15 protein-coding genes are annotated in these 21,777 nt (G+C 66.9%); 13 read left to right on the top strand and 2 right to left on the bottom strand.

Going from position 1 to position 21,777, the window contains the following annotated elements:
• The first annotated feature begins 290 nt into the window (after positions 1-290).
• From tagH to ABCR88_RS32105, 13 genes are all read left to right on the top strand, one after another.
• Positions 291-1,769, top strand: a complete 1,479-nt coding sequence (gene tagH, locus ABCR88_RS32165) for a type VI secretion system-associated FHA domain protein TagH (RefSeq protein WP_350403878.1) — start codon at positions 291-293, stop codon at positions 1,767-1,769.
• A 64-nt stretch (positions 1,770-1,833) separates the two neighbouring features.
• Entirely contained in the window at positions 1,834-2,340 is a 507-nt protein-coding gene (gene tssJ / locus ABCR88_RS32160; RefSeq protein WP_041120398.1) for a type VI secretion system lipoprotein TssJ, read from the top strand.
• Between the two features lie 15 nt (positions 2,341-2,355).
• Positions 2,356-3,690 carry a type VI secretion system baseplate subunit TssK gene (tssK, locus tag ABCR88_RS32155; protein WP_011064251.1) on the top strand — a complete coding sequence of 445 codons (1,335 nt, stop codon included), beginning with the start codon at positions 2,356-2,358 and terminating at the stop codon, positions 3,688-3,690.
• 6 nt (positions 3,691-3,696) lie between these two features.
• Entirely contained in the window at positions 3,697-5,022 is a 1,326-nt protein-coding gene (locus tag ABCR88_RS32150; protein ID WP_015637481.1) for a DotU family type VI secretion system protein, read from the top strand.
• Positions 5,019-8,525 carry a type VI secretion system membrane subunit TssM gene (gene tssM / locus ABCR88_RS32145; RefSeq protein ID WP_053154574.1) on the top strand — a complete coding sequence of 1,169 codons (3,507 nt, stop codon included), beginning with the start codon at positions 5,019-5,021 and terminating at the stop codon, positions 8,523-8,525. Before ABCR88_RS32150 ends, tssM begins: the two co-directional genes overlap by 4 nt.
• On the top strand, positions 8,522-9,175 hold the full coding sequence (gene tagF, locus ABCR88_RS32140) for a type VI secretion system-associated protein TagF (protein ID WP_011064248.1): 654 nt from the start codon (positions 8,522-8,524) through the stop codon (positions 9,173-9,175). The genes tssM and tagF overlap by 4 nt, the downstream gene beginning before the upstream one ends.
• Positions 9,176-9,910 (top strand): protein phosphatase 2C domain-containing protein, encoded by a 735-nt coding sequence (locus ABCR88_RS32135; protein ID WP_011064247.1) that lies wholly within the window; start codon positions 9,176-9,178, stop codon positions 9,908-9,910.
• Between the two features lie 2 nt (positions 9,911-9,912).
• Entirely contained in the window at positions 9,913-12,996 is a 3,084-nt protein-coding gene (locus ABCR88_RS32130; RefSeq protein ID WP_053154566.1) for a serine/threonine-protein kinase, read from the top strand.
• Positions 12,996-13,712, top strand: coding sequence for an ABC transporter ATP-binding protein (locus ABCR88_RS32125; protein ID WP_011064245.1), 717 nt, complete (start codon positions 12,996-12,998; stop codon positions 13,710-13,712). Before ABCR88_RS32130 ends, ABCR88_RS32125 begins: the two co-directional genes overlap by 1 nt.
• Complete coding sequence (locus ABCR88_RS32120) at positions 13,712-14,914, top strand: ABC transporter permease (protein WP_015637478.1); 1,203 nt, start codon at positions 13,712-13,714, stop codon at positions 14,912-14,914. Before ABCR88_RS32125 ends, ABCR88_RS32120 begins: the two co-directional genes overlap by 1 nt.
• Positions 14,915-14,936: 22 nt before the next feature.
• A complete protein-coding gene (locus ABCR88_RS32115) occupies positions 14,937-16,619 on the top strand; it encodes an SUMF1/EgtB/PvdO family nonheme iron enzyme (RefSeq protein WP_350024160.1) in 1,683 nt (560 codons plus the stop codon).
• A gap of 83 nt (positions 16,620-16,702) precedes the next feature.
• On the top strand, positions 16,703-17,632 hold the full coding sequence (tagQ, locus tag ABCR88_RS32110) for a type VI secretion system-associated lipoprotein TagQ (RefSeq protein WP_011064242.1): 930 nt from the start codon (positions 16,703-16,705) through the stop codon (positions 17,630-17,632).
• A 140-nt stretch (positions 17,633-17,772) separates the two neighbouring features.
• The gene (locus ABCR88_RS32105; RefSeq protein WP_015637475.1) at positions 17,773-18,156 is read left to right on the top strand and encodes a hypothetical protein; all 384 of its coding nucleotides are present in this window, start codon (positions 17,773-17,775) and stop codon (positions 18,154-18,156) included.
• Positions 18,157-18,214: 58 nt separating this feature from the next.
• Here the strand turns inward: ABCR88_RS32105 and ABCR88_RS32100 are convergent, their stop codons facing one another.
• The gene (locus ABCR88_RS32100) at positions 18,215-19,615 is read right to left on the bottom strand and encodes an aminoacyl-tRNA deacylase and HDOD domain-containing protein (RefSeq protein ID WP_011064240.1); all 1,401 of its coding nucleotides are present in this window, start codon (positions 19,613-19,615) and stop codon (positions 18,215-18,217) included.
• A 79-nt stretch (positions 19,616-19,694) separates the two neighbouring features.
• Positions 19,695-21,770, bottom strand: coding sequence for an ATP-dependent DNA helicase RecG (gene recG / locus ABCR88_RS32095; protein ID WP_015637474.1), 2,076 nt, complete (start codon positions 21,768-21,770; stop codon positions 19,695-19,697).
• Positions 21,771-21,777 lie beyond the last annotated feature (7 nt).

Raw genomic sequence — 21,777 nt, 5'->3', positions numbered from 1 at the left:
CTAGTGAGCCATCATCCGTGTTCAAGAAGTTGTGCATTTTTGGTGTAGTAGTTGTGCCTTGTCAAGGTAAGCTATTCGCCCCGCATGACAGTGTTATGTCGCCTTATTAGTTCCTTGACCGGCGAGTCAGATCGGGGCGGTACGAAAGGCTTTTGTCATGCGTGTAGTTTAAGTTGAGCGATCATGCTGTGAACGGCGCTGTTTAAAGGATTTTTTGCGGACTTTTCATTTTTTCACGGAACTTTTTTCCCTTCGCCGGTTCGCACGCGGAAGTACAGCAAGGAGGCGCGATGTCGCTGTGTTTGACTATCACTAGTTATCACAAGATTACCCCCGGTCAATGCCCTGAAAAACTAATGGACCAGGGAATGATGGCAATTGGCCGCAGTTCCGATAATGACTGGGTACTTCCTGATCCCGAACGCTTAGTTTCCGCGCGGCACTGTGTCATCCAATACAAGGATGGCCGTTATTATCTGACCGATAACAGTACTAATGGTGTGGAGTTAGTCCGTGCCGGTATTCGTATGCGCCGGGGTAGCAGCGAGCCTCTGGAAGATGGCGAGGTTATTCGCATTGGCGATTATGAAATCAGTGCGCGCATCGATTTCAGTCTGAACCGCCCTGGGGCTGAACCCTTTTCCGGGGACAGCTCCAATAGTTTCGAGGCGCTGATGGGGCGTCAGGCGGCGTCGCCGACCCCTATCGAACCGATTTCCATGGCCCCGGTGGCGCACTTCCAGGGTGCCTCGGCCCAGGACACCTTTCCCGATCTGTTCGACTTTCTCGCCCCCAGCGCGACCCCGCCGGCCACCCAGCCGGACCACGTGCCGGCCGAGCAGCACGATTTTCGCCCGCCGACCCCCACCGCGGTGCCCCAGCCCGTGGCACCACCTGAGCCATCGGCGCCCCAAGGCGGGGCGATGATTCCGGAGGACTGGGACCTGTTCGGCTCGACGCCCGCAAGCCCTGCGCCAGTGCCCAGTGCGCCGCCCGTGATTGCCCCGCCGGTGGTTGCCGTCGCGCCGGTTGCCCACCAGGCCCCGTTCGCGGCAGAACCCGCGCAGCCGCAGCCGCAGCCGCAGCCGCAGCCGATCGCCCAGGCGCCCGTGGCACCGGTGGTTTCCGAAGTGGAGCTGGCTCCTGTTGTCACGCCCGCGCCGGCCCCGGTCGCTCCCCAGGTGGATCTGCTCCAGGCCTTCCTGCGCGGGGCCGGGCTCGATCAACTGCGTATCGAGCCGCAGCAGGCCCAGGCCCAGATGGAAAGCCTGGGCCGCAGCTACCGGTTGATGGTCGAGGGCCTGATCGATGTGTTGCGTGCCCGCAGCAGCCTCAAGGGCGAGTTCCGCATGCAGCAGACGATGATCCGCCCGGTGGAAAACAACCCGCTGAAGTTCGCCCCCAATGTGGACGAGGCCATGCTCCTGCTGCTGCGCCACAGCAACCAGGCATTCATGGCTCCGGATCAGGCCGTGCAGGACAGTTTCGATGACCTGCGGGCCCACCAGCTGGCGGTCATGGCCGGTGTGGAAGCGGCCATCAAGCACCTGCTGGGGCGCTTCGAGCCCACTGAACTGGAAGCCCGCATGGCTCGCCCCGGCGGCCTGGGCAACCTGTTCAGCGGCTCGCGCCAGGCGCAGAACTGGCAGCAGTTCACTGCACTCTACAAACAGATTTCCCAAGAGGCCCAGGACGATTTCCAGGACCTCTTCGGTCGCGAGTTCAGCCGCGCCTATGAAGAACACACCCACCGGCTGCGCCGTTCCTGAGTGCGCCTGGAACACCCGAAAAATACGGATACACGGACAGCTGATACGTCATTGAGGACGCAGGATGATTCAACGATTGCTGACATTGGTTGCCATGCTGGTACTGGCGGCCTGTGCCAAGGACACACCACCTCCCGGCGAACCGGCCAAGGAAGCGCCCGGCGCCACGACTGTGGAGCTGCATTTCCAGGCGGTCAGCGGGCTCAACCCCGGGCCTGATGGCCAGAGCACGCCGGTGCGGGTACGGATCTTCGAGCTGAAGAATCCGGCCACCTTCATGCGCGCCGACTACTTCGCCCTGGCGGAGCGGGCGCCGGCGACCCTCGGCCCGGACCTGATCGACCAGGATGAAGTGCTGGTCAAGCCCGGCGACCAGTTCACCCTCAAGCGCACCCTGGACCCGGCCACCCGTCAGGTCGGCCTGCTGGTGGGCTATCGCGAAGTGGACCAGGCCCTGTGGCGGGTCGGGGTCAACACCGCGCAGCGCCTGAACAACCAATATCAGATCGTCCTCGACGTCCGCGCGGTCAGCGCCGAGCTCGTGGCATCCCCATCCAGTCCTGCCCAATAGGCAATCGGAGCAACCATGTCCTGGAACAATCGCGTGGTCTGGTCGGAAGGCATGTTCATTGGAACCCAGCACTTCCAGCAGCATGACCGTTACCTGGAAAACCTCATCGACGCCCGCAGCCGCCCGCTGTCGACGGGAGCCTGGGGGTTCTCCGAGCTGCGTATCGATCAGGGCCTGCTGGCCCAGGGCAAGCTGGCCATCGTCAGCGCCCGTGGCCTGCTGCCCGACGGCACGCCGTTCAACATTCCCCATGACGACCTGGCGCCCAGCCCGTTGTGCATCGACGACAACCTGCGTGACGGCCTGGTGTACCTGGCGCTGCCCCTCAAGCGCGCCGGCGCCCGGGACACCGTGGACGAGGGCGAAGAGCTGGGCGGTGCCCGCTACCTGAGCCAGGTGCGCGAGGTGCGTGACGACAACGCACCGTTCGAGAACCGCGCGCCGGTGGCCGTGGGCTCTCGGGCCCTGCGCCTGCTCACCGCCCAGGACGGCCTCAGCGACTACGCCGCCATTGGCGTGGTGCGGGTCAAGGAGAAACGCGCCGATCGTGCTCTGGTGCTGGACGACAGCTACATTCCGCCGGTGCTGGACGTGGCCGCGTCCAAGCCGTTGAGCGCCTTTCGCAGCGAACTGCTGGGCCTGCTGCACCAGCGCGGCGAGGCCCTGGCCGGGCGCGTGGTGGCATCGGGCGCGGGGGGCGCTTCGGAAATCGCCGACTTCATGCTCCTGCAACTGGTGAACCGCGCCCAGCCCCTGGTCAACCACCTGAGCCAGATCAGCCCGCTGCACCCCGAGCGCCTGTTCAGCGAGCTGGTGAGCCTGGCCGGCGAGTTCTCGACCTTCACCCACAGCGCCCGGCGCCCTGAGCAATACCCGCAGTACCAGCACGATGAGCTGGCCATGAGTTTCGCCCCGGTGATGCAGGCCCTGCGTGAAGCGCTGTCGATGCTGATCGACAGCAAGGCAACGCCGATCCCCATCGTCGAGAAAGCCTACGGCGTACACGTGGCGATGCTGGCCGACCGCACCCTGCTGGAGAACGCCAGCTTCATCCTGGTGGTGCGTGCCGACGTGCCGGGCGAAACCCTGCGCGGGCGCTTCGCCCAGCAGAGCAAGGTGGGTTCGGTGGAGCACATCCGCGACCTGGTCAACCTGCAGCTGCCGGGCATCGGCCTGCTGCCGCTGCCGGTGGCGCCGCGGCAACTGCCGTACCACGCAGGCTCGACCTACTACGAGCTGGACCGTGGCAGCGAGCACTGGAAACAACTGGTTCACTCCGGCGGCTTCGCGTTCCACGTCGCGGGAGAATTCCCGGGCTTGAACCTGGCCTTCTGGGCCATTCGAGGATAAGTCGCGATGCATCCTTTCGACGATTCGCCAGGGCAGCCGTCCCCGCCCAACGACCGTACCCAATTCATGCCGCGCCCCGGTGGCCGTGCTCCCGAGCCCGGGCGCCCAGCTGCTGCGCCCGCGCCGTCGTTGGCCATGCCGGCGGCGCCGCTGCCGGCCGGCCAGGCCCGTGGCCTGAACCCCCTGGAAAGCGCCGCGGGCCCACTGCTGGCCTTGCTCACAAGGCTGCGCAGCACCCTGGCGCACCCGGCGCCGGCCAGCCTGCGGGCGCAACTGCTGGCCTACCTGCGCCAGTTCGAGGAGCGCGCGGAAGCCGCCGGCGTGCCGCGCAACGACGTGCTGCTGGCGCGCTATGCGCTCTGTACTGCCCTGGATGAAGCCGTGCTGAGCACGCCCTGGGGCAGCACCAGCGACTGGGGCAAGCAGAGCCTGCTGATCACCGTGCACAACGAGGCCTGGGGCGGCGAGAAGGTCTTCCAGCTGCTGGAGCACTGCCTGCAAAGCCCGCGCGAGCGCCTGTACCTGCTGGAGCTGTTGTACCTGTGCATGTGCCTGGGTTTCGAAGGCCGCTACCGGGTGATGATCGATGGTCGCAGCCAGCTCGAGGCCCTGCGCGAGCGCACCGCGGCCACCATCCGCAGCGCCCGTGGCGAGCACGAGCGCGAGCTGTCGCCACACTGGCGCGGGGTCAGCGTGGCTCGTGACCGGCTGGCCCAGTTCATGCCGCCCTGGGTCGGCATCGCCATCGGCGTGGCCCTGCTCCTGGCGCTGCTGTTCGGCCTGCGCCTGAAACTGGCGGCGGACGCCGAGCCGGTGTTCAAGAACATCCATGCCCTGGGCGAGATCCCGGTGCAGACCCTGGACCGCCCGGTGATCCAGCCGAAGATTGTCGAGCGTCCGCGCCTGGCGGGCTTCCTCGCCGAGGACATCAAGGCCGGGCGGGTGGCGGTGGAAGATGCCGTCGACCGTTCGGTGGTGACCATCCGTGGCGACGAGTTGTTCGCCTCGGCCAGCGCCAGCATCCTCGACGACTACCAGCCGCTGATGCTGCGCATCGCCGACGCCGTGCGCAAGGTCAAGGGCCAGGTGCGGATCACCGGCCACAGCGACAACCGACCGATCGCCACCTTGCGCTTCCCGTCCAACTGGAAGCTGTCCCAGGCGCGCGCCGAATCGGTGCTGCAGATCCTCGCGGCGAAGACCGGGCAGCCGGAGCGCTTCAGCGCCGAAGGCCGCAGCGACACCGAGCCACTGGCAACCAATGCCACCGCCGAAGGGCGGGCACGTAATCGTCGGGTAGAAATCAGCGTATTGGCGGAGGGGGTCGAGTGAAGGCGTTTTTCAGTTTTGTGATTCGCTGGGTGATCCCGCTGCTGGGGCTGATCGCCCTGAGCCTGATCATCTGGTTCATTGGCCCGTTGCTGGAGTTCCTGGTACCGGAAGGCCGGCGTTGGGCGCTGATCATTTTCATCTTCGCGCTATGGATCGGCTACCGGGTGTTTTGCATCATCCAGGCCCGTCGGAATGCGGCCAAGGTCTTGCAGAGCCTGGCCGCCGACACCCCGCCGGACCCGGACAGCGTGGCCACTGCCGAGGAACTGGCCGCCCTGCGCCAGCGCATGGACGAAGCCCTGGCGCTGCTGAAGAAGGCCAAGCTCGGCGGTGACGAGCGACGCAATCTCTACGAGCTGCCGTGGTACGTGATCATCGGTCCGCCGGGTTCCGGCAAGACCACCGCACTGGTCAATTCCGGCCTGCATTTCCCCCTGGCCGCCCAGTTGGGCGCCGGTGCCGTACGCGGCGTGGGCGGCACCCGCAACTGCGACTGGTGGTTCACCGACCAGGCCGTGCTGCTCGATACCGCCGGCCGCTACACCACTCAGGACAGCCATGCCACGGTGGACAAGGCAGCCTGGCTGGGCTTTCTCGACCTGCTGAAAACCCAGCGCTCGCGGCGGCCGATCGATGGCGCCTTCGTTGCCATCAGCCTCTCCGACCTGCTGCTGGGCAGCGAAGCGGAGCGCGCTGCCCACGCCGCAGCGATCCGCCTGCGGATCCAGGAGCTGTACACCCAGCTGGGAGTGCGCTTCCCGATCTACCTGATGCTCACCAAGCTCGATCTGGTGCCGGGTTTCATGGAGTTCTTCGACTCCCTGAGCAAGGAAGAGCGGGCCCAGGTCTGGGGCATGACCTTCGCCCTGGACGACGGCAAGAGCGGTGACAGCCCCCTGGCTCACCTGCCGGCGGAACTGGCGGCCCTGGAGCAGCGGCTCAACGAGCGCCTGGTGGAGCGCCTGCAGCAGGAACGCGACCCGGCGCGGCGCGACCTGATCTACGGCTTCCCGCAGCAGTTCGCAGCGCTCAAGGAATCCTTGCAGAGCTTCCTGGAAGGGGTGTTCAAGCCCAATGCCTTCGAAGAGCGGGTACTGCTGCGCGGGGTGTACTTCACCAGCGGCACCCAGGAAGGCAGCCCGATCGACCGCCTGATCGGCGCCATGGCCCAGAGCATGAACCTGGACCGCCAGCACCTGGCGCGGCAGACCGGCACCGGGCGCAGCTACTTCATCGAGAAGCTGTTCAGTGCCGTGGCCTTTGCCGAGCGCGGGCTGGTGGGGGTCAACCCCAAGGTCGAGCGCCGGCGCAAATGGATCGCCCGTGGCGCCCTGGCTGGCACCGTAGCCCTGGTGCTGGTGGTCAGCACCTTGTGGATCATCAGCTACAGGGCCAACCAGGCCTACATTGCCCAGGTCGACCAGCGCGTCGGCCCGGTGCGCCAGGACGTGCAGAACCTCAGCCCGGCCCAGCGCGATGTGCTGGCGGTGCTGCCGCTGCTCAACGCCACCCGCCACCTGGCCGGCGACGCCCCGGGCTGGGCCGAAGGCCTGGGCCTGTACCAGGGCGACATGCTCGAAGCCGAGTCCGCCAGCGTCTATCGCAAGCTGTTGGTGGCGGTGTTCGCCCCACGGCTGATGACCCGCATCGAAGAGCAACTGCACAGCGGCGGCAACTCGGACTTCCTCTACGAGGGGCTCAAGGCCTACCTGATGCTGGCGGACAGCGAGCACTACGACCCGGACTTCATCAAGGCCTGGATCACCCTGGACTGGGATCACACCTTGGCCCGCGACCTGCCGCCGGACCAGCGTCAGGCCCTGACCGGGCACCTGCAGGCGCTGTTCGAAAAACATCCACCGAACGCGCGTCTGGACCAGCGCCTGATCGACGACCTGCGCCGCCAACTGCAACAGCTGCCGGTGGCCCAGCGGGTGTATGACCGGGTCAAGCGCGCCAAGCTGCCGGACGGCGTGCCGGACTTTCGCCTCAGCGAGGCCGGTGGCCGTGACGCCGCGCTGGTGTTCACCCGCAAGAGCGGCAAGCCGTTGAGCGAGCCCCTGAGCGGGCTGTTCACCGCCAAGGGCTACCGCCAGGGCTTCCTCCTGGCCAGCCTCAACCAGGCAGGCACCCTGGCGGAGGAGCAGTGGGTGCTGGGTCGCGATCAGGCCGACCAGCAGAACGTCGCCAGCCTTGCCGCCGACGTGCGCCGCCTGTACTTCCAGGATTACCTGCGTCAGTGGGACGCCTTGCTGGCGGACATCGACTTCGTGCCGATCACCAGCGTGGCCCAGGCCGCCGACGTGCTGCGGATTCTTTCCGGGCCCACTTCGCCTTTGAAGAAGCTGTTGGTGGCCGTGGCCAAGGAAACCGACCTGCAACAGGAAGAACGCTTGCTGGCGGCCCAGGGCCAGAAGGTCGAGGGCGGTGTGGATCAGCTCAAGCAACGCCTGGGTACCCTGCTGGGCCAGGAACAGTCGGCCAACCCGGCTGCCGTGGCCAGCAGCGAAGACCCGGTGAGCGCGCATTTTGCCGAACTCAACAGCCTGGTGAGCAAGGGCGAGGGCGAGCCGGCGGCCATCGACGGCCTGCTGGCGGACATGAACGCCCTGTACGTGCAGGTCAGCGCCATGGTCGGGGCCAGCGGCGACGCGCTGCTGGGCGAGGCCAAGAACCAGGCCAGCGCCGCTGCGGCGCGGGTCAGCCTGACCGCCGAGCGCCAGCCTCCGGTGGTCCAGGGGCTGGTCAAGTCGGTGGTGGGCTCCACCACCAACACCATGATGGGCGGGGTGCGCAACCAGCTGAACGCGGCCTGGGTCAGCGAAGTGGTGAACGTCTATCGCCAGTCCCTGAGCGGCCGTTATCCGATGTCGCCGGGCAGCTCCCGGGACGCGACCCTGGAAGACTTCGGCCAGTTCTTCGGCACCGGCGGGGTGATGGACAACTACTTCCGCAAGTACCTGCAGCCCTACGTCAACACCTCGACCACCACCTGGAGCTGGCAGCCAGGCGCGGCGCAGAAGCTGGGGATTTCCCCTGGCGTGCTGCAGACCTTCCAGCGCGCTTCGAACATTCGCGACGCCTTCTTCCGCTCCAGTGGCGGTACCCAGCCGGCCGTGCGTTTCGAACTCAAACCGGTGGCGATGGACGCCAATATCAGCCAGTTCCTCCTCGATCTGGATGGCCAGCAACTGAGCTACGACCACGGCCCGAGCCGGCCGGTGGCCATGCAATGGCCCAACCCGGGGAGCATCGGCGTGGTGCGCCTGTCGATCATGCCGCCTTCGGCCACCGGGCGTTCCGGGATCACCCTGGATGGCCCCTGGGCCTGGTTCCGCCTGCTGGAGCAGTCGGACCTGACCGCCACCAATTCGCCGGACCGCTTCAACCTGCGGCTACGGGTGGACGGTGCGAGCATTTCCTACGAGCTGCGGGCCAGCAGCGCCTTCAACCCGTTCAAGAGCCGGGTGCTCAGTGGCTTCAGCCTGCCGGAGCGGCTATGACGGCGCCGGGCCTGTACGGCAAGTTGGCCAGCCGCGGCGATTTTGTCAGCCGTGGCCTGCCGCAGAGTTTCATCGGCCCCTGGGACAGTTGGCTGGCGGCGGGGCTGCTGGCCAGCCAGAACGCCCTGGGCGAGCAGTGGCTGAACGCATACCTGATCAGCCCGTTGTGGCGCTTCGCCCTGGCCCCCGGGGTCTGCGGGCCCCAGGCGGCGGTCGGGGTGGTGATGCCGAGCATCGACCGGGTGGGGCGCTATTTCCCCCTGACCGTGGCTGCGCTGCTGGAGCCCGAGGCTGACCTGGCTTCGTTGGTCGGCGGCCCGGAGCAGTGGTTCGAACAGGTGGAAGAGCTGTTGCTGGCGACCCTGGAAGAGGGCGCCAGTTTCGAAGCCCTGGAAGAGGGCTTGCAGGCCCTGGGCGCGCCAAGCCCGGCCAGCCGGATCGAAGGCAGCCACTACGCCGGCCTGCAGCGGTTTTACGTCAGCGATCCACAGGCCCGGGGCGCGGTACTCGCGGCCCAGGCCTGCGCGGGATCGAGTGCCTGGTGGGGGCGCGGTTCGCAGTACATCAGCCCAATGCTGTTGCGCTGCCAGGGCCTGCCGCCGGCCAGTGAATTTGCGCAATTTTTGCTCGGACAAGAGGGTGCCGTCTAAATGCGTTCAGCGCCGCAACTGTCCTACCAGTCCGCCAGCTACAGCCATGTCGGCATGGTGCGGAAAATCAATGAAGACGCCTGGCTCGAAGCCCCGGAGACCGGCCTGTGGCTGGTGGCCGACGGTATGGGCGGGCACGCCGCCGGGGACTATGTCAGCAGCCTGATCGTCGACAGCCTGCGGGCGGTTCCGGCCGCCGACAGCCTGGACGACTATGTCGCCGCGCTGCGCAACGGCCTGGCCGCGGTCAACGCCGCAGTGCGCGAGGAAACCGCCAACCGTGGGGTGACCATGATGGGCAGCACCGTGGTGCTGCTGGCGGTACGCGGGGCCCGGGCCGTGTGCCTGTGGGCCGGCGACAGCCGCCTGTACCGGTTGCGGGACGAACAGCTGGAAGGCATTTCCCGGGACCACAGCTACGTCCAGGATCTGCAGGACAGCGGCCTGCTCAGCGAGGCCGAGGCGCGGGTGCACCCGCGGGCCAACATCGTGACCCGGGCGATTGGCGTCGAGGCCCAGCTGGAGCTGTCCCAGATCGACCTGCAGGTGCAGGACGGTGACACCTTCCTGCTGTGCAGCGACGGCCTGAACAAGACCGCCGAGGACTTTGAGCTGCGTGACGTGCTCAGCCACAGCGAGCCCAATGACGTGGTGCGCAGCCTGATCCACCTGGGCCTGACCCGGGGCGCTCCGGACAACATCACCGCCATCGTGATCAAGGCCGCAGGACACTGACCATGGACATTCTGATTCCCGGCTTTGACATCCAGGGCGAAATTGGCGAAGGCGCCATGGCCAGCGTGTACCTGGCGACCCAGCGTTCCCTGGAACGCAAGGTGGCACTCAAGGTGATGGCCGCGGCGCTGGCCGCCGACCCGAGCTTCTGTGAGCGCTTCCTGCGCGAGGGCAAGACCCTGGCGCGGCTGTCGCACCCGCACACCGTGACCATCCACGACATCGGCAATGTCGGCGAGCTGTACTACATGGCCATGGAGTACCTGCCCAACGGCACGCTGAAAGAGCGCATCGCCGCCGGGCTGACCCCGGAGCAGGGCCTGACCTATATCCGCCAGATCGCCTCGGCCCTGGGCTATGCCCATGCCCAGGGGCTGGTACACCGCGATGTGAAGCCGGCCAACATCCTGTTCCGCGCCGACGGCACCGCGGTGCTCTCGGACTTCGGCATCGCCAAGTCCCTGGACGACCGTACCCAGTTCACCCAGGCCGGTTTTGCCGTCGGCACCCCGAGCTACATGAGCCCCGAACAGGCTCGTGGCCAGGACATCGACGGCCGCGCCGACCTCTATGCCCTGGGGGTGGTGCTGTATGAAATCCTGGTGGGCGAGCTGCCTTACAACGGCACCGACGCGCTGTCCACGGCCCTGGCCCACCTGACCGAGCCGCTGCCGGAGCTGCCGCTGCACCACGGTCGCTACCAGCACATCCTGCGCAAGCTGCTGGCCAAGGACCCGGCCGAGCGCTACCCGGATGCCGCCGCCTTGCTGGCGGCCCTGGACAACCTGCCGACCGCCACCGCCGAGGTGGAAGCGACGCTGATCCAGCCCTTGCCGCTGCCACCCCAGGCTGCGTCGCAGCCTGTACCTCAGGGCAACGACCTGGCCGGGCTGACCCCGGTGTCCATCGAGATCCCGCAGCAGGCGCCCCGGCCGGCGCCGCGCCGCGAGCCGCCCGAGGAGCCGCCTGCGCCGCCGCGCACGGCCAATCTGCCGCCAGCCGGCAGCGGGCCTTCCGAACAGCGGCGCGGCCCGGTGCTGGCCCTGGCCGGGGTCGCCGTGGCGGTGGCCCTGGCAGTGGCGGGCGCCGGTTACTGGTGGCTGTCGGGCGACAGCCCGGCGCCAGAACCCAAGACCGCCTCGACAGCCGGCACCACGCCTGCGGTGGTGGCGCCCCCGGCCAGTCAGCCGGTGGCCGCGGATGTCGACGGCGGCCAGCGACCGCTGCTGATGCCGGGCAAGAAAACCCTGTTTCAGCGGGTGCTGAGCAAGCCAGGGGCGAGTTTCTCCAGCGAGCCTGGGGCTGCGCCAGGCCAGGCGGTGCCGGCGTTCTCGGTGCTCTACGTCTATCAGCGCAAGAACCTCGACGGCCGCTCCTGGCTGCGCCTGGGGGCCGCCAGTGACGGTCGCAGCGCCGGCTGGTTGCCGGCCGAACAGGTCAGCGACTGGAAGCAGAGCCTGGTGCTGAAATTCACCGAGCGTTCCGGTCGTGCACCGGTGATGTTCGTGCGTCAGGCCAGCGAGCTGGAGCGTTTGTTAGCGGACCCTGCGGCGGCCAAGAACCTGCTGCTCAAGGCACAGAAGAATCCCCAGGACGAACAGCAGGTGCTGGCCCTGGAGCCCAATGCCAGCGCGGTGCCCCAGGACCAGTTCTACCTGCTGCCGATCTTCGATTCCAAGGAGAGTTTCGACGAGAACGGCCAGCCGGTGCAGTTGCTCAATGTGGCTTCCATCGACCCGGGCAACAGCCCGCAGAGCATCAGCGACAGTAGCGGCAAGCGCCTGCCGGCCAATACTCCTCCGGCGGCCGGCGATGCCTTCCGCACAGCGGTGGTGCTGGTGGTGGACACCTCGGTGTCGATGCAGCCCTACATCGACCAGGTGCGCGATGTGGTGCACGAGCTGCAAAGCAAGATCGCCCAGCGCGGCGAGCTGGACAGCGTCAGCTTCGGCCTGGTGGGCTTTCGCAACAACACCAGCAAGACCCCGGGCCTGGAGTACGTGACCAAGACCCTGGTGACCCTGGACCAGGGTCGCGATCCCCAGCGCTTCCAGGAGCTGGTGAGCCAGGTCAAGGCCACCAGTGTCTCCAGCCATTCGTTCAACGAAGACGCCTTTGCCGGCGTGATGCAGGCCGTGGAGGGCATGGACTGGAAGGGCTATGGCGGCCGCCTGATCCTGCTGGTCAGCGATGCCGGGGCGCTGCGCAAGAACGACCCTTACAGCCGCACCCAGATGAACGAGGCGGAAGTGCGCCAGGCAGCCCTGGGCAAGCAGATCAAGATCTACGCCCTGCACCTGCGTACCGATGCCGGCAAGAAGAACCACGCCCAGGCGGAAACCCAGTACCGGGTGCTGACCGCCGACGCCAACCCGAAGATCGGCGACCTGTACATTCCGGTGCCCGGCGGCGATGTGGGCAAGTTCGGCGAGCGGGTCGACGAGATCGGCACGGTGTTCGCCGACCTGGTGCATCAGGTGCGCAGCAACCAGAGCCAGGAAGTTCCGGTGCTGGCGGCGGCGCCGAGCATCGCGCAGAAGTCGGCGGCCATCGGCTACGCCATGCACATGGACTTCCTCGGCCGCAAGTCCGCCAGCCAGGCGCCCCAGCTGGTCAGCGCCTGGACCGCCGACCGCGACCTGACCAACCCGGCGCTGCCGGCGTTCCAGGTCTGTGTGATGCTCACCAAGCTGCAACTCAACGACTTGCAGCAGTCGCTGAAACTGATCGTCGACGCGGCGCGCAAGACCCAGACCTCGCCCAAGGATTTCTTCCAGGAAATCGCCAGCGCCAGTGCCTACATGAGCCGCGACCCGTCGGCCCTGCGCAAGGGCGGCAACCTGGCCGACGGCGGCGTGCTGGGGGAATACCTGGAAGGCCTGCCGTACCGCAGCAAGTCGCTGAACATGACCCAGGACCTGTGGCTGTCCCTGAGCGTGGCCGAGCAGGAAGACTTCATCGACGAGCTGGATTCGAAGATCCGCCTCTACGAAACCTTCCATAACGATCTGGCCAACTGGGTGCGCTTCGGTGATGCCGAGCCGGGTGATGCCCTGTACCGCGTTCCGTTGTCGACCCTGCCGTGATGCTCAATCTGGCGCAGGTGCACAAGAGCCGCGGCGAGGGTCGCCAACGCTACAGCCTGGTGATCCCCAGGCTGCAACTGCGTGCCGGTGATCAACTGGCGGTGGTCGGCCCCAGCGGTTGCGGCAAGAGCACGCTGCTGGACCTGCTGGCGCTGGTGCTGGCCCCGGATTCGGCGGCGCGCTTCGAGTTCTCCCCGGCCAGGGATGCCATCGACATTGCCGGGATCTGGCGCGGCGACGGCCACAGCGCGCTGGCGCAGTTGCGCAGCCGGCACCTGGGTTATGTGCTGCAGACCGGCGGCCTGCTGGGCTTTCTCGACGTGCGCGCGAATATCAGCCTGCCCCGGCAGTTGCTAGGGCTGGCGGACGAGGGCATTCCCCGGCGCCTGGCCGAGCGCCTGGAGATCGCCGACCAGCTGCACAAGAAACCCGCCGCGCTGTCGGTGGGCCAGCGCCAGCGGGTCAGCTGCGCCCGGGCCCTGGCCCACAACCCTCAGGTATTGCTGGCGGACGAGCCGACAGCGGCCCTGGACCCCTTGAACGCCCAGCGGGTGATGCAACTGCTGGTGCAGCAGTCGCGGGACCAGGGGGTGTGCTGTGTGATCGCCACCCACGACGAACCCCTGGCCCGGGCCAACGGCTTGCAGGTGCGCCGCATCGCCTGCCAGCGCGACGCCGATGGCGGAGTCACTGCCACGCTTGGGGAGGCCTGCTGATGCGCGCCTCCCTGACCGCGGCACTGGCCTGGCAGGACTACCGGGCCGACAGCTGGCTGTCGGCCTGTTCGGTGCTGGCCCTGGTGGCGGTGATCGCCCCCTTGCTGGTGCTGTTCGGGCTCAAGTTCGGGCTGGTGAGCAGCCTCACCGAGCGCCTGGAAAAGGACCCGGCGGTGCGCGAGATCATTCCCCTGGGCGGCGGGCGCTTCAGCGCCGACTTCATCGCCCAGTTGGGGCAGCGTCCGGACGTGGCCTTTGCCTTGCCGCGTACCCGGCAGATCGCCGCCACCGCGGACCTGTCCCGGGGCACGGGGGATATCGGCCTGACCGTGGAAATGCTCCCCACCGCGGCCGGCGACCCCTTGCTCGGGCGCTTGCCGGCGCCCCGGGGCATGAGTGGCGTGCTGCTCAGCCGCACCGCCGCCGAGAAGCTTGGGGTGCAGCCGGGGGACTGGTTGCAGGCGACCTTTGGCCGGCAGGTGGCGGGGCGCAGCGAGGTACAGCGGACCCGGGTCCAGGTGGAGGGCGTTCTGCCGCTGGAGGCCTTTGCCCGGGACGCGCTGTTCGCCCCGCTGGCGCTGCTGGAAGCCGCCGAGGATTACCGCGACGGACGCGCTGTGGCGGCCCTGGGCTGGCTCGGCGATGCCCAGGCAACCGCCGGGCAGCGGGTTTACCCGGCGTTTCGCCTGTACGCCCGCGACCTGGGGGATGTCGAGCCATTGCGTCTGTATTTCGCCGAGCGTGGCCTGCTGGTGTCGACCCAGGCCCAGACCATAGCCCAGGTGCAGTCCTTGAGCCGCAACCTGGCCATCGTCTTCTGGGTGATCGCCGGGCTGGCCCTGGCGGGTGCCTTCGCGGCGATCTTCGCCGGGGCCCTGGCGGCGGTGGAGCGCAAGCGCCGGGAGCTGTCGGTGTTGCGCCTGCTGGGGTTTTCCACCGGTGCGCTGCTGCTGTTCGTGGTGGCCCAGGCGCTGTACAGCGCCGGTTTTGCCGCGCTGTTGAGCGGCGCCCTGTATGGCCTGGCCCAGGCCGGGCTGAATCATTTGTTCATGCAGGCGCCCGGCGAATACGCCAGCCACCTGCTGCCGGCCCATTACGGGCTGGCCCTGTTGGCGACGCTGGGCGTCAGTACCCTGGCCGCCGCGCTGGGCGGCTGGCGGGTGTCACGCATAGAAGCCTGTGAAGGAATTCGCGATGTATAAGTTGATCAGCACCGTGCTGGCCATGACCCTGGCCGGGGCCGTGTGGGCCGAAGAGCCGGCGAACAAGATGGACAACCCCAAGCCGTTGCCGGATGACGTCAGCCTGCCGCTGCCCTGCGACGGCGAGATGGTGTTCCGCTACGTCTACGTGCTGGCCCAGGGCACCCTGGACGACCGTGAGGTGAACCTCGGCTACCCCTTCAGCGAGGGCGAGAGCGGTTACCAGCAGTCGTTCATTTCCGGTTACCGCCGGGACTACATCAACGGCCAGTTCACCCTCAAGGACCTGCCCAGTGCCTGGGGCAAGACCATTGGCCCGGCGCTGCCGAAAAGCGGCGCCGGGGTGCCCCTCAAGCCAATGCTGTATTTCATCGGCAAGTACGAAGTCACTGCCCGCCAGTACGCCCAGGTCATGGCCCAGGCCCAGTCCCTGGCCAGTGGCGAGCCGGCCCCGGCCTGCGAGGCGCCGGACGGCATGCAAGGGCGCCTGCCCAAGGTCAAGCTGTCGCGCTTCGAGGCCGAGCGCTTTGCCGCGGTGTACAGCGCCTGGCTGATGAAGAACCACCGCGACCTGCTGCCGGTCAGCGGCCGTGGCAGTTCCTCGGAAGATGGTGGCCTGGGCTTTGTGCGACTGCCCACCGAGGTGGAGTGGGAATACGCCGCCCGCGGCGGCCAGGCGGTCAGCCGCCAGGAGCTGGAAGGCCGCCTGTTCCCGCGGCGCGTGGAGGGCAGCGAAGACGACGGCCCGCTGGCGGACTGGGCAGTGTTCAACCAGGTGGCCGGCGGTACCGGCCAGGCCGCGCGCCTGATGCCCATCGGCACCAAGCTGCCCAACCCCATCGGCCTGTTCGACGTGATCGGCAACGCTGCCGAGATGGTCCAGGAGTCCTTCCAGCTGGTGCGCGCCGGGCGCCGCCAGGGCACCTACGGCGGTTTCGTGGTCAAGGGCGGCAACTACCTGGAAGGCGAAGGCACGCTGTTCACCGGGATGCGCCGCGAGTACCCGCTGTTTGGCGCCGACGGCACTGAGCAGAGCAACGAAACCACCGGTTTCCGGGTGGCCATCGGCGCGCTGTCGGCGCCCCGTTCGCGCTACAAGGAGCTGTTCGCCCAGTGGCAGAAGGAGGGCCGCCTGGCGTCCCTGACCGATGCCATCGACGACGCGCAGGACCCCACCAAGCGCCTGGACGCCATCATCGCCGCCAGCGTCGACCCGCGCCTGCAGGCGGAGCTGGGGCTGGTCAACGAAGAGCTCAAGCGCAACGTCTCGCTGATCGCCCAGCAGCGCGAGGAGGCGGCCGGCAACCTGATCCAGTCGTCGGCCCTGGTGGCCGAGACCATCAACAACTACAACATCCGCCTGACCAACCTGAAGAAGAGCCAGCAGCAGGCCATCGATGCCAAGGACGAGCCCAGCGCCAAGCTGTTCGCCGAAGCCATCGACAACGGCCGCAGCGCGCTGGACGGGGCGGTGGCGATCTACATCGACAACCTGGCCACGGGCACCCGTTACACCGACGCGGTGATCCAGGCGCAATTTCAACGAATCAAGGAAGAGCTCAATCGCAAGCCGGTGCTCGGCAAGAGCCTGGTGACGCGCGCTACGTTATTCGTTCGCCATGTCGGGAATTATCGCCAGCAACGGCGAGCCGACCCGGCGACGATTTTGAAGGAACTGCTCGCATCGACCGGTCAGAAGTCATGACCGGCCGCTGTCTGTCGAGCCTGGAGGATCTCGGACGACATTGCGTCGCGCCGAGTTGGTCAAACTTAATCGAGATCACGAACATGCTTTTTTCCCGCAACCCATTTGCTTCAACGTCCAAGCGTCACCTGCTGTTGGTTGCCGCCGGGTTCAGCACCGTATTGACCGGTTGCGCGACCTCTCCGGTGTCCAAGGTCGCCTCGACCACCAAGGTCGAGTACTACCCGAGCTGCTACGAGCCGGTGCAGCACCTGCGCGCCACGGATTCGGACATGACCAAGTCGGTGGTCACCGGTGCTGCCCTGGGCGCTGCCGGCGGCGCTTTGCTCGGTGCCCTGACCGGTGACGGCGACCACCGTGGCCGCAACGCCGCCATCGGTGCCGCAGGCGGTGCCCTGGCCGGTGGCGCAGCCGGTTACTACACCGAGCGCCAGAAGCAGATCGCCGACGACAACCAGCGCATCGCTTCCTACGCTGCCGACGTCAACAAGAGCGCGGCCGACATCGACCGCAGCACGGCCTATGCCCGCGCTTCCCAGACCTGCTACCAGCGCGCCTTCGACAGCCTGATCAGCTCCCGCAAGGCCAACACCATCAATGACGTGGAAGGGCGCAAGCGCCTGGCGGAAATCGTCAGCGGCCTGAAGGAGTCCAACGACCTGATCACCGCGGTGAACGGCCGTGCCAGCGAAGACCTGAGCAAGTACAACCAGGCCTACGAGCAGGATCTGCAGCAAGTGGGCGTGCAGCGTACCGACGTGGTGAAAGTCGCCACCGCCGATACCACCACGGTGACCACCGGTGGCAAGAGAAAACAGCCACAGAAGGTCAAGCAGCCCAAGCTGCCGACCGTGCCTCAGGAAGCGGTGAGCACCGAGAGGTCGATCCAGGATGCCAAGATCAAGCAGGCCGAGAGCAACAAGGTCGCGACCACCGGCCAGACCCAGGTCAACAGCATGTGCAAGAACCCGGACCTGGGTGACTGGGCACCGGTGCCTTGCCCTAACGTCTGAGTTGGCGATTGTCTGACAAGATGTCGCGATAAGCGTTGAACGCCAGCCGATCTCCGAGAAATCGAACAGATCGGCTGGCGCTCTTCGAGTTACAGGTTAAACTGCGCCGGCCATCCAATAATTCCACTGAGGCGCCGTGCATGAAATTCCGTTTTCTTCTCTGGGTGCTTGGCCTGTTGATGGGCAAAGCCAGCCGCAACAATCCTGCTTTCCAGCAACAGTTGGGTGACAAGGAGCTGGTGTTCCAGCTGCAGACGCTCGACGGCAAGGTTGCTCGGCATTTTTTCGTCAAGGACCAGCGCGTCACCAGCCGTTCGGGGTTCTATCCCGAGCCGGCATTCGCCATCGCCTTCAAGGATGCCGCCTACGGCTTCGCCACCCTGCAGGCGAAGAACAAGCAGTTGGCATTCATGACCGGTATTCAGGACAAGTCGATCCAGATCAAGGGCAACCCGGCCCTGGTGATCTGGTTCCAGGGGCTGACCAAGTACCTGAAACCGAAAAAGGCCAAGCCCAAGGCTTGACCGGGAAACTTCGCCGGCAAGCCGCCTCCTGCAGGAGCGGGCTGGCCGGCGAATGGGCTCAGGCTTGGCTGAACTGCGAAGCCAGTTCCCGCAGCAGTACTTCGGCTTCCAGCACCTTGCTCACCACGTCGTCCGCCTTGTCCCGGGTCAGGCCCAGGCGTTCCAGCAGGGCGTCGGGGATATCCTCGTGGGGCCCGGAGCCGATGCCCCGGCTGCGCAGCAGGCGCACGGCCAGGCACACCAGGTTCGGGTACTCGGCATAGGCGCCGTCGTAGCTCGGGTCGTGCTGGAAGCGCAGGGCGGTGCACAGCTCTTCCGGCATGTCCCAGTACCGCATCAGCCAGGCGCCGATCTGTTCGCGGCTGATACCCAGCAGGTGCTGTTCGACATAGCTGTGGCACAGGTGCGGGTTGACCTCCAAATGCCGGCAGATCAGCGAGAAGTGCGGCGGGAACACGTGGGCCAGCAGCAGGTAGCCGAAGTTGTGCAGCAGGCCGGCCAGGTAGGTCAGGCCGGCTTCCGGGCGTTGGGCACGGGGCATGGCGCGGGTCAGGCCCTCGATCACCGCGGCGGTGTAGATCGACTGCTGCCAGTAAGGCGTGGCGTGCTGCGGCTGGTCCTTGGGCAGGCTCAGGGTCTTGCCCAGGGCCAGGCCCAGCGCCAGGTTGATCACCAGGTCGAAACCCAGCACGCGGACGATGGCGTCTTCCACCGAGCGGATCTTGCCGGGCGAGGCGTAGTAGGGCGAAGCGGCCCAGCTGACCACCTGGGCGGCCAGGGCCGGGTCGGTTTCCACCACACCGGTGATGTCGTCGATGGTGGCGTTGGGGTCGACCCGCAGCTTGATGATCTTCTGCGCGGTTTCCGCCAGGGGCGGGATCTCGATGGTGGCTTCCAGGCGCTGCTGGATGCGCCGCGCGGTGAAGGCCTGCATCGCCTGGGAGATTTCCTCGCGGTCATCGTCCGGGCGGTCGAGGTTGGGGCGAATGCTGCTCAGGGGCTCGCCGAAGTTGCCGGCGCTGGCTTTGCTGAGCATGCTCTTGAAGGCTTCGCTGGTGATCTCCAGCAGTACCCCGGGCTCGCCGGAGTTGATCAGCAGGCAGGGCTCGCGCAGCAGGCTTTCTTCGTACAGGCACGGTGAGCTGGTGAGCGCCGGCAGGCCGGGCAGCAGGCTCAGGCTGTGCTTGCCGAGCATGCGCTCCAGGCGTTCGGTGGAAACGGCGGTCAGGCGGCGCCCGGTGAGTTCGGCCAGGCGGTTGAGGTCCAGTAACTGGCTCTGCGGGAACAGCACCATCAGCGCGCCGACGGCGTCGTCCAGCAGTACCGCCTGGACCTTGCGCGCAGCCGGCAGGCCCGGCTGGTCGATCACTTCGTTGTAGCTGATGGCCAGCTTGCCGAGCAGCAACCGGATAACAGACGGAGCGTGTGGGGTTGCAATGTCGAGGGCAACTTCTGTCATGGTCTGGTATCCGTTTTTCTACAATTTGACGAGTATAACCAGCTTGGTTATGGCGAGGGTTCACTAACTGAGTGTTGGTTCACACTTGGCCGTATTGCTGTCCGTGGCGCAGCCAGCGCTCCAGCAACGGGCTGACATGGTCCGGCCAGCGCTCCAGCAGGGCCTGGGCGGCATCGCGTACCGCCGGCAGGAGGTCGGCGTCGCGCATCAGGTCGGCGACCTTGAATTGCAGGAGCCCGGTCTGCCGGGTGCCGAGCATTTCCCCGGGGCCGCGCAGCTCCAGGTCCTTTTCGGCGATGACGAAACCGTCGTTGGTTTCACGCATGATGCCCAGGCGCTGGCGACCGATCTGTGAAAGCGGTGGGTGGTAGAGCAGCACGCAGTGGCTGGCGGCGCTGCCGCGCCCGACCCGGCCGCGCAGCTGGTGCAACTGGGCCAGGCCCAGGCGTTCGGGGTTTTCGATGATCATCAGGCTGGCATTGGGTACGTCGACCCCGACCTCGATCACCGTGGTGGCCACCAGCAGTTGCAGGTTGCCGGCCTTGAACTCGGCCATCACCGCGGCTTTCTCGGGGGCCTTCATGCGGCCGTGGATCAGCCCTACGCGCAATTCGCCCAGGGCGCTGGAAAGGTCTTCGAAGGTGGTTTCCGCGGCCTGGCAGGTCAGTTCCTCGGACTCTTCGATCAGGGTGCAGACCCAGTAGGCCTGGCGCCCTTCGGCGCAGGCGGCGCGTACCCGCTCGATGACTTCGATGCGCCGGCTGTCGGTCACCAGCACGGTGTTCACCGGGGTGCGACCGGGAGGTAGTTCGTCGAGGATCGAGGTGTCCAGGTCGGCGTAGGCGCTCATGGCCAGCGTTCGCGGGATTGGCGTGGCGGTCATGATCAACTGGTGCGGGCACAGGCGGCCGCCCACGCCTTTCTGGCGCAGGGCCAGGCGCTGCTGCACGCCGAAGCGGTGCTGTTCGTCGATGATCACCAGGGCCAGGTTCTTGAACTGCACTTCGTCCTGGAACAGCGCGTGGGTGCCCACCACCATCGGTGCGCCACCGGCAATCTGTTCCAGGGCTGCGCTGCGGGCCTTGCCCTTGAGCTTGCCAGCCAGCCAGGCGACTTCCAGGCCCAGGGGCTCGAGCCAGCGCTTGAAGGTGATGAAGTGCTGCTCGGCGAGGATTTCCGTCGGCGCCATCAGTGCCACCTGGTAGCCTGCCTCCAGTGCCTGCAGGGCGGCCAGGGCGGCGACCACGGTCTTGCCGGCGCCCACGTCGCCCTGGATCAGCCGCAGCATGGGCTCGGGCTGGCTCAGGTCGTAGGCAATCTCGTTGCCCACGCGCTGTTGCGCGCCGGTGGGAGCGAAGCCCAGGTTCTTCAGGTACTTGACCGGCAGTTTCCTGGCCAATGGCAGCACCGGAGCGCGCTGGGAGCGCAGGCTGTCGCGCAGACGCTGCTGGGACAGCTGGTGGGTCAGCAATTCCTCGAACGCCAGGCGGTGCTGGGCCCAGTGGTGCCCCAGGGCCAGTTCGTCGACATCGGCGTCCGCCGGCGGGTGATGCAGGTAGCGGATCGCATCGTCCAGGGGCGCCAGCTGATAGTCCCGGGCCAGCTCTTCCGGCAGCCAGTCGGGCAGGCTGCGCGGGCCCAGCAGGGCCAGGCTCTGTTGGCACAGCAGGCGCAGGCGCTGCTGGGTCAGGCCTTCGGTCAGGGGGTAGATCGGTGTCAGGGTCTGGTCCACCGGCGGCGGCTCGTCGCCGCTGATGGCACGGTATTCCGGGTGGTAGATCTCCAGGCCCGAGGCGCCGGGCCGGGCTTCGCCATAGCAGCGCACGCGGGTGCCACGCTTCAGGCCGTCCTTCTGCGCATTGCTGAAATGGTAGAAGCGCAGGCTCAGGCCGCCGGTACCGTCCTGCAAGCGCACCAGCAGGCTGCGGCGCTTGCCCATGACCACATCGGCGCCACTGACGGTGCCTTCGATCACAGCATCCTGGCCAGGGCGCAGGGCGCCGATCGGCACCACGCGGGTGCGGTCCTGGTAGCGCAGGGGCAGGTGGAACAGCACGTCCTGAAGGTTTTCCAGGCCGACCTTGGCCAGCTTCTCGGCCATGGCTTCGCCGACGCCCTTGAGTGCCGTGACCGGCACTTTCGACAGCTCAGTCATTGCGAGC

Origin of the sequence: Pseudomonas sp. W17 (assembly GCF_040268305.1) — a bacterium.
In the GTDB taxonomy this organism is placed as follows: Bacteria; Pseudomonadota; Gammaproteobacteria; order Pseudomonadales; family Pseudomonadaceae; genus Aquipseudomonas; species Aquipseudomonas protegens.
This window is presented reverse-complemented; position numbering and strand designations above follow the sequence as displayed.